Here is a 13966-nt window from a genome sequence, read left to right on the forward strand (position 1 = left end):
AGAACAGGCTGAGCGTTAATTAACGGTCTGAAACTTCTCTGAAACGCGTCCAATGCTTCACTGACCGCAGATGAGGAAGAGTCCTCACCATGACCTCACCCCAGATTCATTCCTGCTCTCTGAAGACAGGAAAGGAGGAACCCATGCACGCAGTTATCCTGGCCGGAGGAAAAGGCACCCGCCTGCGCCCCTACACCACCTGTGTCCCCAAGCCGCTCGTGCCCATCGGCGATACCTACTCGATCCTGGAAATCGTGCTGCACCAGTTGCGCGCGCACGGTTTCACGTCGGTCACGCTGGCGGTGGGGCACATGGGCCACCTGATCCGCGCCTTCGTGGGAGACGGCAGCCGCTACGGATTAAAGGTGGAGTACACCGACGAGGAAACCCCGCTGGGCACCATTGGCCCAGTGCTGAACGTGCTGGACAGCTTACCCGAGCAGTTCCTGGTCATGAACGGCGACGTGCTAACCAATCTGAACTACGGCACCTTCCTGCAGCGCCACATTCAATCAGAGCGCTCCGTGACCGTGGCCACCTACAACCGCGAGATCAAGAGCGAGTTCGGCGTGCTGGACATCAATGAGGCCAGCAACCAGATCGTCGCCTTCCGCGAGAAGCCCACGGTACATTTTCAGGTCAGCATGGGCGTCTACGCTATTTCCCGTGGGGCTTTGCGCGGCTACACGCCGGGACAGGTGCTGGGCTTCGACACCCTGATGCTGGACCTGCTGGCCGCCCAGGATTTCCCCGGCAGCGACCTGTTCGGCGGCTACTGGCTGGACATTGGCCGCCCCGAGGACTACGACATGGCCAACCGCGAGTGGCAGGAGATGTCCGCCATCCTGCTGCCGCACCTGACCCTGAGCGCTGCCGACTAGAATGCCCGACGCTGATCTGCCCGGCTTCCCCAGGCCCTGGCCCTCAACTGGTCCGGTGCTGGTGCTGGGCGCACGCGGCTTTCTGGGCGCGCAGATCGTGGCCGGGGCGCGGGCGGCGGGCCACGAGGTCCGCACCGCGCCGCCGGGCGATCTGACGGCGGCCTCGCGCGCCGACTGGGACGCCCTGCTGGACGGCGTTTCGGGCGTGATCAACGCCGCCGGACGCACCTTCGGCAGCCCCACCGAGCTGACCCGGGCCAACGCCCTGCTGCCCGCGCGGGTGCTGGAAGAACTGACCCGCACGGGCGCTGGGAGCGTAAAGCTGGTCCATCTGGCCTCTGCCGCCGAGTACGGCGCGGTGCCGGAGGGCCACGCCTCGTGCGAGGACGATCCGGCCTGTCCCCTGTCGCCCTACGGCGCGTCCAAGCTGGCCGGAACCGTGCTGATCCTGGAGGCCGTCCGCAGCGGACGCGTGCAGGCGGCAGTGCTGCGCCTGACCAATCCGCTGGGCGCGGGTATCAGCGCGGGCACCCTGCCGGGCCGGGCTGCCCACGAGCTTTCGGTGGCGGCGCTGGAAGGCCGGGATACAGTGCTGCCTCAAAACACGGTGCGCTTCGGCCCGCTGGGGGCGCGGCGTGATTTCGTGGACGCCCGTGACGTGGCCCGCGCCGTGTGCCACGCCCTGACCTCGGACCTGAGCGGCGTGGTCAATGTGGGCAGCGGTCAGGCGCGTCCGGTGCGCGATCTGGTGGACGGACTGGTGGCCCTGACCGGCTTCCGGGGCCAGATTCTGGAAGACGCCCCCGGCAGCCCCCGCAGCGGCGACGTGCCGTATCAGCGGGCTGACATCTCGCGCCTGCTGGACAGCGGTTTCACACTGCGCCACAGCTTTGGCGACTCGCTGGAGGCGCTCCTGCGGGGGCTGGAGCCTGCCGAGGGGAGAACTGCCGTCATGGGCTGAGACCCCGGCCCCCACCGATGTTTTCCGGCTGCACTCCCTTCAAGCCCCCACCTTCATGCCCCACACCCCACCTGCTGACGAGATTCACACCTCTTTGCCCTGCGTCGTCATCGTGAAAGACCAGATCGCCCCCGGAACCGAGGAATCTGCCTATGAATAAGAAACTGCTGCTGTCCGCCCTGACCCTTTCGCTGCTGCTGGGGTCCTGCGCCGCGCCGCCCGAGGCTGGCACCGGCCCCTCCGCGCCCGCCGTGGATTTCCCTGTTCCAGACGACGCCAGCGCGCCCGACGGCTCCGGGCAGATCATCGTGCCGCGCAGCGATTACAACCGCGACCACAGCAACGATCACAACGACGAGATCGCGATCATTCCCCCGGACCCCAAGCCGGGCAACCTGCCCACCCACGCCCGTCTGGGCGAGGCCACTGTTCTCAAGGGCACCCGCCTGAGTGCCCAGGCGCTGCCGGGCAATGCCCAGACCGACAGGGTGGCCCTGAAAGTGCTGGTGGTCAGCAGCGGCGCGGGCGATTTCGGGCTGGACAGCGCCACGGCCATGCTCCAGCAGGGCGGCGTGCCCTACGACGTGCTGAACGCCAGCACGCAGACCCTGGGGCAGGGCAACCTGATCAACGCGGACGGCAGCGGCAAGTATCAGGGCGTGATCCTGACCAGCAACGCGCTGGTGGCCGAGACCAGTCCTGGCGTCTACACCAGCACGCTGGACAGCAGCGAATGGGACACCCTGTTCCAGTATGAGGCGGCCTACAAGGTGCGGCAACTCGCGCTGTACGGCTACCCCGGCGTGGCACCGGAAGATTACGGCCTGCGGGCCGTGGCGGGGGCAGAGACCTCCACGACTTCGATGGCCCCCAGTAGCGCGGGCAGGGGCGTGTTCAAAGACCTGACTGGCACGGCGTTGCCCGTCCAGTACGCCTACAGTTACCCTTCCGTTCTGGAAAGTGTTCCTGGCGTGACCACCACACCGCTGCTCACCGATCCGCAGGGCCGCGTGCTGGCCGCCACCAGCACCGCCCCCGACGGACGCGAGCGGTTGCTGCTGACCGTCGCCGAGAACCCCTACCTGCGCCACACCCAACTGATGAGTTACGGCCTGGTGCAGTGGCTCACGCGCGGCGTCCACCTGGGCGAACACCGCCGCTTCCTTCAGGTGGATATCGACGACTACTTCCTGGACGGCGATCACCTGAACGCCCAGACCGGGCTGGTCTACCCCGCCCCCTTCCGCCTGAGCGGCTCGGACGTGCTGTCGGTGCGGGACCAGCAGACCGGGATCGAGCAGGCGTTTCCGGTGGCGAGCGCCTTCCGTTACGCGATGATGTTCAACGGCGGCGGCGCGTTCCCCAACGCCCCGGCGTCGTGCAACCTGGGGATCAGCACGCCGGACCTGCTGACCAGCGTGACCAAATGCGTCAAGGGCAGCTTCGACTGGGTCAACCACACCCGCGATCACCAGCGCATGGACGTGATGGACCTGAAGACCGCCAAGGGACAGGTGGGCGGCAACGTCACGATTGCCAACAAGCTGGGGCTGCCCTTCAGTAAGCAGACCCTGTTGACCGGCGAACACAGCGGACTGGGCAACATGGACCCCAACGACGACGGCACCCACAACGACGAGGGAACGGTTGGCCCCAAGGTGGATCTGGGGCTGGGCCGCAGCAACCCCAACATGCTCTCGGCAGCCACCAGCGCCGGGGTGCGCTATATCGCCTCCGATCACAGCGTCGCCAGTGAACGCGACGACTCGTGCGCGACCTGCGGCGTGCAGCATCCCCTGAATGCCAATATCTTCCTGGTGCCGCGCTGGCCCACCAACGTGCATTACCACGTCACCACGCCCGATGAGGCGGCGGCCTCCTACAACAGCATCTACGCCCCCGGCGGCATCCGCCCGTACTGGGACCACAAGCTGACCTACGAAGAGATCATGGACAAGGACAGCGACCTGACCCTGAACCATATCCTGGGCGGCTACGCCTTCACCCATTACATGCACCAGCCCAACCTGTACCAGTACGCCCCCGGCAAGAGCCTGGCCAGCGACTGGGTGCGCGCGGGGCTGACCAAATACAGCCTCTACAGCACCCTGCCCCTGAACACCTACAAGTGGGACGATCTGGGCGCGTACATGCAGCGCCACACCCTGGAGGAAAAAGCCAAGGCGGCAGGGAGCGTTAAGGGCATGTGGGACCGTAAGACCAACACCGTGATCCTGAGCAACCTCTCGGCGGGGACGGCTCCGGTCACCCTGACCGGTGCGAATGCAGGCAGCCTGTACGGAGCCTACAAATCACAGGTGGTCAGCCTGAATGGTAGCAAAACCGTGCCAGTCACGCCGCAGTAAGGCGAGACCGTTGTTCCACGCTGCTCCGCTCCATGCTGGCTGAGGCCGGGCAGATTCACGAAGAAAACAATTTGGTGCCGGGATTGTATGACAGACAGCAGTCCGAGCCAGACCTTCGATCCCCGTCAAACCTCATTTTCCCGGCTGCAACACATGAAACCAACATCTGGTTTTAAGGAGTTTACGCGATGAAACCCCAGACCCTGCTGTCCGCCCTGTCCCTGACCCTGATTCTGGCTGCCTGCGCTGGATCGCCGACCCCCGGCACGACCAATAACACAGGCCAGGTGCCCGGTTCCACCAGCGATCTCAATACTGTTCCGAAGGCCGTCGGGCCGGATACGGTAGAACCGGCTTTCGACAACGTTCCCATTGTGTCGGGAGACGTACATTACCAGGCTCCTGAGCCTATTCCTGGCAAACTGCCGAAAGACGCCCGGCTGGGCGAGGCCACCATTCCCAGTGGTACGCGTCTGAGTGCTCAGGGGTTGCCGGGCAATGCCCAGACCGACAGGGTGGACCTGAAAGTGCTGGTCCTGAGCAGCGGTGCGGGGGACTTCGGCATCGACAGTGCCACGGCCATGTTGCAGCAGGGCGGCGTGCCCTTCGACGTGCTGGACGCCAGCCAGCAGACTCTGGATCAGTCGCGGCTGATCAATGCCGACGGCAGCGGCAAATATCAGGGTGTGATCCTGACCAGCAGCTCACTGATCAACGAACCTAGCCCTGGCAACTTTATCAGCACGCTGGACAGCGGCGAATGGGACACCCTGTTCCAGTACGAGGCGGCCTACAAGGTGCGGCAACTGGCGCTGTACGGTTACCCCGGTGTCGCACCGGAAGATTACGGCCTGCGGGCGGTGCCGGGCGCGGAGACTTCCACAACGTCCATGACCCCCACCAGCGCGGGCAAGGCAGTGTTCAAGGACCTGACTGGCACGGCATTGCCCGTGCAGTACGCCTATAGCTACCCTTCTGTGCTGGAAAGTGTTCCTGGCGTGACCACCACACCGCTGCTCACCGATCCGCAGGGCCGCGTGCTGGCCGCCACCAGCACCGCCGCCGACGGGCGAGAGAGATTGCTGGTTACCACCGCTGAGAACCCGTATCTATTGCACACCGAATTGATGGGTTACGGCCTGGTGCAGTGGTTGACCAAAGGAGTCCATCTGGGCGAACACCGCCGCTTCTTACAGGTGGATATCGACGACTTTTTCTCGGCTGGGGATCAACTGAACGCGCAGACCGGCCAGTTGTACACCAAACCCTTTCGCGTGAGCGCTGGCGACCTCATTTCGGTGTACTACCAGCAGCGCGATATCCGCAGCACCTTCAAGGCAGCCAGCAACTTCAGGTATTCCCTGGTCTTTAACGGTGGGGGCGCAAAAACATCGGCCTTCGGCTCCTGCCTGTTTTACTGGCTCAGTTCGGACCAATTGACCAGTATGGCTAAGTGCCTGAAAGATGATTTTGATTGGGTCAATCACACCAAAGACCATCTGCGTATGGACGTGATGGATCTGAAAACGGCCACCGATCAGATTGCGGGCAACTTCACGATTGCCAGCAAGTTGGGCCTTCCCGTCAACCGCAAGAGTCTGGTGACGGGCGAACACAGCGGGCTGGGCAACATGGACCCCACCGACGACGGCAGCCACAACGACGACGATGTCAACCTGCCCAAACAGGATCTGGGCCTGGGGCGCAGTAACCCCAATATGTTGCAGGCTGCCGACAGCTCTGGGGTGCGCTATCTGGGTGCCGACCACAGCGTCGCCAGCCAGTGGGACGCTTCATGCCTCACCTGCGGCGTGGTGCATCCGCTGGACAACAAACTGTTCGTGATGGCGCGCTGGCCGATCAATATTTACTACTACGCCACCAATCCCGCCGAGACGCTCAAGGGCTACAACAATGTCTATGCCCCTGGCGGCACCCGGCCTTACTGGGACCACGCCCTGAACTACAGTGAATTCCTGGACAAGGAAAGCGATCTGGCCCTGACGCACATGCTGGGCGGCGGCGCCTTCCCGCACTACATGCACCAGACCAACCTGAATCAGTACGCCCTGGGCAAGAGCGTGGCTTCGGATTGGGTGCAGGCGGCCCTGAGCAAATACAGCAAGTACAGCACCCTGCCGCTGAACACCTACCACTGGGATGATCTGGGTGCGTATATGCAGAGCCACACCACCGAGGAAAAAGCCAAGACGGCGGGTAGCCTCAAGGGGATATGGGACCGCAAGACCAACACGGTGGTCCTGAGCAACCTGTCGGCGGGCACGGTCCCGGTCACCCTGACCGGCGCGGACGGGGGCAGCCTGTACGGAGCCTACAAATCTCAGGTGGTCTCCCTGAGCGGCAACCGGACCGTGGGGGTCACGCCCCGCTAGCGCCATTCCATTCATCATCCAGTCGGCCTGCCCGGACTTCCAGGGGGCCGTCCATTTTTGCCTCCACTCATTTTTCACCACACTCAGGACTATCCATGACGAAATTGAAAACGCTGTTTCCACCTGCCCTGCTGCTGTCCGCCGCCCTGATCCTGACCGGATGCGGAGGCGGCAGCGCCCCCAGCACCTCTGGTTCCACCCCGGATGGCAAACCCGACACCAGCATCGTCGGTGAGAACGGCGTCAAGCTCAGCGAGATCGACCGCTACGGCGAGAACGTTTCAGCCTCCGAAGGCGGCAATCTGACGCCCACCGGAGCAGTGGCCGGGGACATCAGGCGGCTGCTGCCCCAGGGCTTTTCCGCGCAGCGTCTCGGCCCGGCGCGCATTCCCGCCGCCGGACGCCTGAACGCCCAGAGTCTGCCCAGCAACGCCCAGACGGGCAAGGTGGCCCTGAAAATTCTGGTGCTGCACGCTGGGGCCGCCGACTTCGGGCTGGCCCCTGCCAAAGCCCTGCTCTCCCAGCACGGCATCGCCTTCGACACGCTGGACGCCACGGCCACGGACCTGAACTTGGCCTCATTGATCGGGACCGATGGCGTGGGCAAATATTCGGGTGTGATCCTGGCAAGCAATTCACTAACCATCGAGAGCAGTCCCGGCGTGTTTACCAGCACCCTGAACGATGCCGAGTGGGTCACCCTGTTCGAGTACGAGGCGGCCTACAAAGTGCGCCAACTGGCCCTGTTCGGTTTCCCCGGCATTGCGCCGGAAGATTACGGCGTGCGGGCCGTGCCCGGGGCAGAGACAGGGACTTCCGACGCCACGGTGACGGCAGGCGGCAAGGCGGTCTTCAGCGACCTGACCGCCAACACGGTACCGGTGCGGTTCTCGTTTGCCTATCCCAGCCGCCTGGAGCCGGTGGCAGGCGTGACCACCACGCCGCTGCTGACCGACGCCAACGGCAACCTGCTCGCGGTCAGCAGTACCGCCGCCGACGGGCGTGAGCGGCTGCTGCTGACGATGGCCCAGAACGAGTACCTGACCCATACCCAACTGCTGGGGTACGGGATGGTGCAGTGGCTGACCAAAGGCGTCTACCTGGGCGAGTACCGCCGCTACCTGGGCGTGGACATCGATGACTGGTTCGCCACCGGGGACCGCTACGACGCTCCCACCAAGACCGTGGTTCTCAACGCCTTCCGCCTCAAGGCCACCGACGCGGTTTCCACGCGTGATCAGCAGACTGCCGTCCGCAAGGACTTCCCGGCAGCAAAAAACTTCACCTATTCCATGGTGTACAACGGCCTGGGTGCGGATATCCTGGCCCCCAAGACCTGCTCGCCCTCCGCCAAGGTCAAAGATCCCCTGAGCGCCGTGAGCAAGTGCCTGGGCCGGGATTTCGACTGGGTCAACCACACCCGCGATCACCCGCTGATGGATAACCTGTCGCTGAACGAGAGCTTCAACCAGATCTTTCAGAACACCCTGATCGGCCTGTTCATGGGCCTGAAACTGAGTGAGAAGAGTCTGGTGACCGGCGAACTCAGCGGCCTGGGCTGGAAGGCCCCTGCCGAGGACCAGCCCAAGGTGGATTACGGCCTGGGCGCCAGCAACATCAACTTCCTGAACGCCGCCACCCTCTCAGGCATCAAGTACGTGGCCTCCAACCGCAGCGTCGCCAGCCACTGGGACGCGAGCTGCCCCACCTGCGGCATCTTCCATCCGCTCAAGCCGGGCATCCTGCTGATTCCGCGCTGGCCCAACAACGTCTTTTATTACTCCAGCACCCCGGATGAGGCGGCCACCAGCTACAATGCGGTGTATGCCCCCGGCGGCACCGCACCGTACTGGGACCACGCCCTGAGCTACGCGGAATACCTGGACAAGGAAGGCGACATCGGATTGCAACACGTCCTGTCGGGGGCCGCCTGGCCGCACTACATGCACCAGCCCAACCTGAACCAGTACGCCCCCGGCAAGAGCGTGGCCACCGACTGGGTGCGCGCCGTGCTGGACAAGTACAGCGCGGCCAGCACGCTGCCAGTGAATACTTTGGCCTGGGACGATCTGGGCGCGTATGTGGACCGCCACACCCGCGAGGAAAAGGCCAAAGCAGCGGGCCAACTGGGCGCGGTGTGGGACCGCAAGACCAACAGCGTAGCAATCACCAGCCGCGCGGGCACCCTGCCCGTCAGCCTGACCGGGGCGACTTCCGGGTCTGCTTACGGCGGGGCCCGCATCCTGAACCGCACCGTCGGCGGCACGGTCAACGTCGCCGTGACGCCCAGGTAAGGGTTGCTCACGGCCATTACCGCTCTCTCGCCCCACCTGCCCCTGAGCGTCTATTACGGCCCGCCCACCCCGCAGGCTTTAAAGACGCTGGGCGGCTTCGGAACGGTGGTGGTGCAGACCACGCTGTACCAGCCGGCCCAGCTCGACGCCCTGCGCGCGGGCGGCACGCGGGTGCTGGGGTATCTGAGCGTGGGCGAGGACCACCCCCTGGGCGACTACCGCTGCGCGCCCGGCTGTCAGGCGTACCACCTGGAGGTCAACCCGCAGTGGGGCAGCGTGAAAGTGGACGCCACCAACCCCGCGTGGTGGGCCGAACTGCTGCGCCGCGCCGACCTGGAACTCAAGCACGCCGACGGCCTGATGCTCGACACCCTGGACAGCGCCGGGACAGAGGCGACGCTGGCACTGGTGCAGACGTTGCGGACAGCCTTTCCCAAGGCCACGCTGCTGGCCAACCGGGGCTTTGGGCTGCTGCCGGGTCTGGCACGGCTGGTGAACGGGGTGCTGTTCGAGGGCTTTTCCACCACGCACACCCCCGCTTACGCCGCGCTGGACAAGGTGGGGCGCACCTACACCGCCCACTGGCTGAAAGAAGTGCGGGCCACGGGCCTGAGCGTCTGCGCGCTGGACTATGCCGACTCCCCAGCGCTGGCCCGCGCCGCACGCGAGCGGGCCGCGCAGTACAACGTGCAAACCTTCGTCACAGACCGCGCCCTCTCGCTGGCTGGAGGTCTGCACTGAATACAGTCTCAGACTTTCTTTCCCGGTCCCGCCTCGTGCGGTGGCCGGTTCTTCTCTCTCCCCTCCTGCTTGGTCTGGGTTGGACGCTTGCGGCAGGCGGCGCGCAGGCAGATACGAGATCAGACCAGTTGCGGGCCGCACGCACCTGGGCCATTCAACTGGGCGGTCTGGGCGGCGCGGATGGGCCGCGCCTGGCCCCGCTGAAACGCGCTCCCTTTGGTCTACTGGTCATCGAGCCGAACGACGACGACGGCCAGCCCTGGAGCCGCGCCGAGGTGGAAACCGCCGCACAGAGTAAATTGCTCGTCGCCTACCTGAGCGTGGGGGCCGCCGAGGATTACCGCCGTTACTGGCAGGCGGGCTGGAAGGTGGGACAGCCGGACTGGATTTTAAAGGCTGATCCCGACTGGCCCGGCAATTACGACGTGGCGTACTGGAATCCGGCGTGGCAAAAGCTGGCACTGGCCGGGCTGGACACCCTGATCGATCAGGGTTTTGGCGGCGTCTACCTGGACCTGATCGACGCCTACATGCGCCGCCCGGAACGGCCCACCGCCCGCGCCGAGATGGTGCGCTGGGTCTGCGAGATCGCCGCGCACGCCCACGCCCGTGACCCTCAGTTTCTGATCATCCCGCAGAACGCCCCCGAACTGCTCTCTGACCCCGGTTACGCCGCCTGCGTGAACGCTACCGCGCAGGAAGAAACCTTTGTCTATGCCACGGATGAGGTCACGGAAGCCGGGCGGCAGACCGAACTGCTGGCCAGCTTCAAAGCCTGGCGCAAGCTGGGAAAGCCAGTGCTGACGCTGGATTACGCCTCGAATCCTGGCCTGATTTCGCAAACCTACAGCCGCGCCCGCGCCGCCGGGCTGGTGCCGTATGTCAGCGTGCGGAATCTGGACGTGCTGACGCCAGGGCGCTAAGCCAGAACGCAGAAGGAACAAAGGAACGAGGCAGCGTGGGACTATCCCGCCACGCTGCCTCTTCTCTATTTCCCAGCTCTATTTCCCAGCTTTTCAATCGGCACCCAGTCCCATGCCCTCGCTTTCGGCAACCCTGTCCTCGGCGGGCCGAGTCTCGGTCTCGGGCAGGTTGCGTTTGACCTCGCGCAGGGCGGAATGGATGATGCCCAGCGCCACGCTCATGGTCAGCATGCTGGAAAAGCCGAAGCTGACCAGCGGCAGCGGCACGCCCGTGACCGGGAAAACCCCGGCGGCAACGGCCAGATTCACCATCGCCTGCCCCACGATCATGAACATCGCGCCCGTCGCCAGAATGCTGGCCCCGTGGATCTCGGCAGTCATGGGCCGGATGCGCGCGGCCAGCTGCGAGGTTTGCAGGGCCACCGAAACGATCAGCCAGTAGCAGAACAGCAGCGTGACCACGCCCAGCAGCCCGGTGGTAAAGCCCACCGAGGCCACCACCATGTCGGTGTGGGCGGCAAAATACTCGTAGCGCCTGCCATCTGGCCCCTGGCCCCACCAGCCGCCCCAACTCAGGTCCCTGTGGGCCAGGCCAATCTGATCGAGGCCGATGGCCCGCTCCTCATCACGGACCTGATGGCCCTGCCACCGGGCCAGGATATAGGGGTGTTTCTCCAGGTAGACCGAGAAAACGGGCAGCGCCATCAGCGCTAGCGCAAACAGAAAGCCAGTGATGTTGCTGATCCGCACACCGGCGGCATACATCAAAATAATGCCCAGCCCGAACATCAAGACGCTGCTGCCCAGGTCCGGCTCGGCAAAGATCAGGGCGGTGGTCAGCACGATCATGACCGTGGCGCTCAGGAGCTTGTTCTGCACGCCCCGGCGCGAGAAGAACGACGCCAGCATCATGATCAGGCCCAATTTGGCCAGTTCGGAAGGTTGAAAGCGGAAGGGGCCGCCGAAATCCAGCCATCGTTTGGTGGCGGTGCTTTCGGCAGTGCCCACCCCGATCACCAGCACCAGCAGCAGCAGCAGCAGCGTGAAGGCCCAGAACGGCGGCCCCAACTTCAGAAAGGTTTTGGGCCGCAGCCGGGCCACCGCGAAGGTGATGCCCAGCGCCAGCGCCGTTTTCCAGCCGTGTTCCACGATCAGATCCGGGCGCGCGGCGGCGATGCCTAGCAGGCCCAGCGCCATGAGCAGCACCTGCGCGATGATCAGTTGCAGACTCATGCCCTTCATGCGTCCTCCTCCCTGGCAGGCTGCGCCAGAGCCAGCGCTGCCCGCCGGAAACTGTCGCCCCGCTGGGCGTAGTCCCGGAACTGATCGAAACTGGTGCCGATAGGGGCCAGCAGAACGGTGCCTTCAGTCCCCAATGCCTTCAGTCCAGCACGCGCCGCCGCTCGCATGGTTTCATCTCCATCAGCCCCGGAGACAGTCACAAAGGGCAGCCCCAGTTCGCGGGCCAGCTTCTCGCCGTCTTCACCAAAGGCGATCACGGTTTTCACGCGGCCCCGGGCGGCCTCACGCAGCGGCCCCAGCTCCGCCCCCTTGTCACGCCCACCCACCAGCCAGGCAATCGGCGGCCTCGCTCGCTCCAGCGCCGCCTGCACAGCGATGGTGCGGGTGGCGATGCTGTCGTCGATAAAGCGCACGCCGCTCACCTGCGCCACCGTCTCGAAGCGGCCCCGCTGTGGCTGGGCAGCGCGCAGGGCAGCGGCCAGCACCTCGGTCTGCACTGGGCGGCCCAGCCGGATCAGCATGGCCTCGGCGGCCAGCAGTGCGGCGGCGGCGTTGGCCGGATGGATGGCGTCGGGCAGTTCGGCAGCGGTCAGGACTTCCTCGCCACTGTTCAGCACCAGCCGCGCCGGGGAGAAAGCAAGGATCTCAGCGCGCGTGCTGATCTCCAGCCCCTCCGGGACGATCAGCACGTCGCCCTCCTGCTGCCCCGCCGTGATGTTCAGTTTGGCGGCGTGGTAGGCGGCCACGGTGCGGTGGCGGTCCAGATGATCGACACCCAGATTGGTGATCACGGCCACGGGCAGGCGCAGGCCGGGCACCCGTTCCAGTTGAAAGCTGGACAGTTCGGCCACCGCCACCGCTGCCGTGTCCACCACATCCAGCAGCGGCGGATCGATGTTGCCGCCCTCGCGCGCGCGAACTCCGCAGGCCCGCAGCAGCGAGGCGATCAGCACCGTGGTTCCGCCCTTGCCCGCCGTGCCAGTCACGCCCACGATGGGCAGCGCCAGGCGCAGGCGGGCGGCCAGCATCACCTCACCGATGATCTCCGCGCCGCGCCCGCGCAGGCTTTCCAGGTCCGGGTGATCGATGGGCACACCGGGAGCCGCCACGACCGTTGCGTAAGTGCCGCCCACGTCGCCGCGCCCGTAATGCAACTTATCCATCAACGCCAGATCTTCAGCAGAGGGCCGGGCGTCGTGCCACTGCGCCCGCGTTCCCTCTGAGGACAGAAACCGCGCCACGCCACGTCCACTGCGGCCCAGACCGTAAATCAGGAGACTTCCGTTGCCACCACTGCCTTCCCCCACATCCTGTTCCCCAGTCACGCCCCCAACATAGGGGAAAATCATGAATGTGGCTGGCAAATGCCTGGGGCCAACGCGCTGTGGCCCCGTATCAGATTCCGGGGCAGCGCAGACGATGCGGAACACTCCTGGCAGGCAGACCTAATACGGGGCGGATTCCGTCTGTCTCGTGGGCAACCCAGGCCATCGCCCGTTTGCCCACTCCACACCCGAAACCCACCCCTATCCTGCTCGCCCTACGCGCAGTTCGGCTTATTTGAAACTGGCGGTCTTAGCCGTGCCGGACACCATAAAGCCCACGTACTGGCCGCCCAGACCGTGGCCGGGCACGCCGCAGACCAAGTTGTAGGTTCCGGCCTTACCCACCTTGAACACCACCGTCTCGGCCTTGCTGCCCCCCGCGATGCCCCCGGCGAGTTTGGAGGTGTAAGCCTTGGCGAAGGCCGCATCCTTTTCCGTGATGCTGGACGGCAGCGTTGCGCCCTTGGTCACGACGGCGCTGTGGGGCATCATCCCGACATTCTTGAAGACCATCTTGACGGTCCATCCGGCGGGGATGGTAAATCCCTTCTTGCCGTGATCGGCCCCGTTAAAGTTCAGACCGCCGTTGTCGCTGCCCTCTCCGGCATTGACCGTAATGGTGGCAGTCTTGGTGGCCGCGTCATTGCTGACATAGGTTGCGGCGCTGGCCTGACCGAGCATCAATAGCCCGGCAACGAACAGAATCTTTTTCATGCCGCGAGTGTAGGACCGCCCTGCCCCGGCATAAGCCAACGCCTCACAATCGGTCTTCACCCTCTCTTGCGTGGTTTGGGTGGTTTCTTAGAGTGTGTGGCCCCGTTCATTCCTCTCCGGGGCAGG

General features: G+C 64.9%; 10 protein-coding genes. 7 read left to right on the forward strand and 3 right to left on the reverse strand.

The window, feature by feature from the left end:
* Positions 1-143 precede the first annotated feature (143 nt).
* From DAAJ005_RS15225 to DAAJ005_RS15255, 7 genes are all read left to right on the forward strand, one after another.
* Positions 144-881, forward strand: a complete 738-nt coding sequence (locus DAAJ005_RS15225; protein ID WP_151847844.1) for a nucleotidyltransferase family protein — start codon at positions 144-146, stop codon at positions 879-881.
* A gap of 1 nt (position 882) precedes the next feature.
* Positions 883-1842, forward strand: coding sequence for an NAD(P)-dependent oxidoreductase (locus DAAJ005_RS15230; protein ID WP_151847845.1), 960 nt, complete (start codon positions 883-885; stop codon positions 1840-1842).
* Positions 1843-1994: 152 nt separating this feature from the next.
* The gene (locus tag DAAJ005_RS15235; RefSeq protein ID WP_226342464.1) at positions 1995-4208 is read left to right on the forward strand and encodes a hypothetical protein; all 2214 of its coding nucleotides are present in this window, start codon (positions 1995-1997) and stop codon (positions 4206-4208) included.
* A gap of 188 nt (positions 4209-4396) precedes the next feature.
* Positions 4397-6601 (forward strand): hypothetical protein, encoded by a 2205-nt coding sequence (locus DAAJ005_RS15240; protein WP_226342465.1) that lies wholly within the window; start codon positions 4397-4399, stop codon positions 6599-6601.
* A gap of 95 nt (positions 6602-6696) precedes the next feature.
* Complete coding sequence (locus DAAJ005_RS15245; protein WP_151847846.1) at positions 6697-8895, forward strand: hypothetical protein; 2199 nt, start codon at positions 6697-6699, stop codon at positions 8893-8895.
* Between the two features lie 3 nt (positions 8896-8898).
* A complete protein-coding gene (locus DAAJ005_RS15250; protein WP_226342466.1) occupies positions 8899-9636 on the forward strand; it encodes an endo alpha-1,4 polygalactosaminidase in 738 nt (245 codons plus the stop codon).
* A 128-nt stretch (positions 9637-9764) separates the two neighbouring features.
* The gene (locus DAAJ005_RS15255) at positions 9765-10559 is read left to right on the forward strand and encodes an MJ1477/TM1410 family putative glycoside hydrolase (protein WP_255448003.1); all 795 of its coding nucleotides are present in this window, start codon (positions 9765-9767) and stop codon (positions 10557-10559) included.
* Positions 10560-10652: 93 nt separating this feature from the next.
* Here DAAJ005_RS15255 and DAAJ005_RS15260 read toward each other — a convergent pair whose 3' ends face one another.
* From DAAJ005_RS15260 to DAAJ005_RS15270, 3 genes are all read right to left on the reverse strand, one after another.
* Positions 10653-11792, reverse strand: coding sequence for an FtsW/RodA/SpoVE family cell cycle protein (locus DAAJ005_RS15260; protein ID WP_151848609.1), 1140 nt, complete (start codon positions 11790-11792; stop codon positions 10653-10655).
* A gap of 5 nt (positions 11793-11797) precedes the next feature.
* Positions 11798-13126 carry a UDP-N-acetylmuramoyl-L-alanine--D-glutamate ligase gene (gene murD / locus DAAJ005_RS15265; protein WP_226342467.1) on the reverse strand — a complete coding sequence of 443 codons (1329 nt, stop codon included), beginning with the start codon at positions 13124-13126 and terminating at the stop codon, positions 11798-11800.
* A gap of 231 nt (positions 13127-13357) precedes the next feature.
* Positions 13358-13840: a sulfocyanin-like copper-binding protein gene (locus DAAJ005_RS15270; protein WP_151847848.1), complete on the reverse strand. Its 483-nt coding sequence runs from the start codon at positions 13838-13840 to the stop codon at positions 13358-13360.
* Between the last annotated feature and the right edge of the window lie 126 nt (positions 13841-13966).

Source organism: Deinococcus sp. AJ005 (genome assembly GCF_009017495.1).
Lineage (GTDB): Bacteria > Deinococcota > Deinococci > Deinococcales > Deinococcaceae > Deinococcus.

Excerpts from the sequence above, each read along its gene's own strand:
- DAAJ005_RS15260 (WP_151848609.1), bottom strand. The coding sequence starts at position 11,792 with ATGAGTCTGCAACTGATCATCGCGCAGGTGCTGCTCATGGCGCTGGGC.
- DAAJ005_RS15240 (WP_226342465.1), top strand. The coding sequence starts at position 4,397 with ATGAAACCCCAGACCCTGCTGTCCGCCCTGTCCCTGACCCTGATTCTG.
- DAAJ005_RS15235 (WP_226342464.1), top strand. The coding sequence starts at position 1,995 with ATGAATAAGAAACTGCTGCTGTCCGCCCTGACCCTTTCGCTGCTGCTG.
- DAAJ005_RS15245 (WP_151847846.1), top strand. The coding sequence starts at position 6,697 with ATGACGAAATTGAAAACGCTGTTTCCACCTGCCCTGCTGCTGTCCGCC.
- DAAJ005_RS15230 (WP_151847845.1), top strand. The coding sequence starts at position 883 with ATGCCCGACGCTGATCTGCCCGGCTTCCCCAGGCCCTGGCCCTCAACT.
- DAAJ005_RS15225 (WP_151847844.1), top strand. The coding sequence starts at position 144 with ATGCACGCAGTTATCCTGGCCGGAGGAAAAGGCACCCGCCTGCGCCCC.
- DAAJ005_RS15270 (WP_151847848.1), bottom strand. The coding sequence starts at position 13,840 with ATGAAAAAGATTCTGTTCGTTGCCGGGCTATTGATGCTCGGTCAGGCC.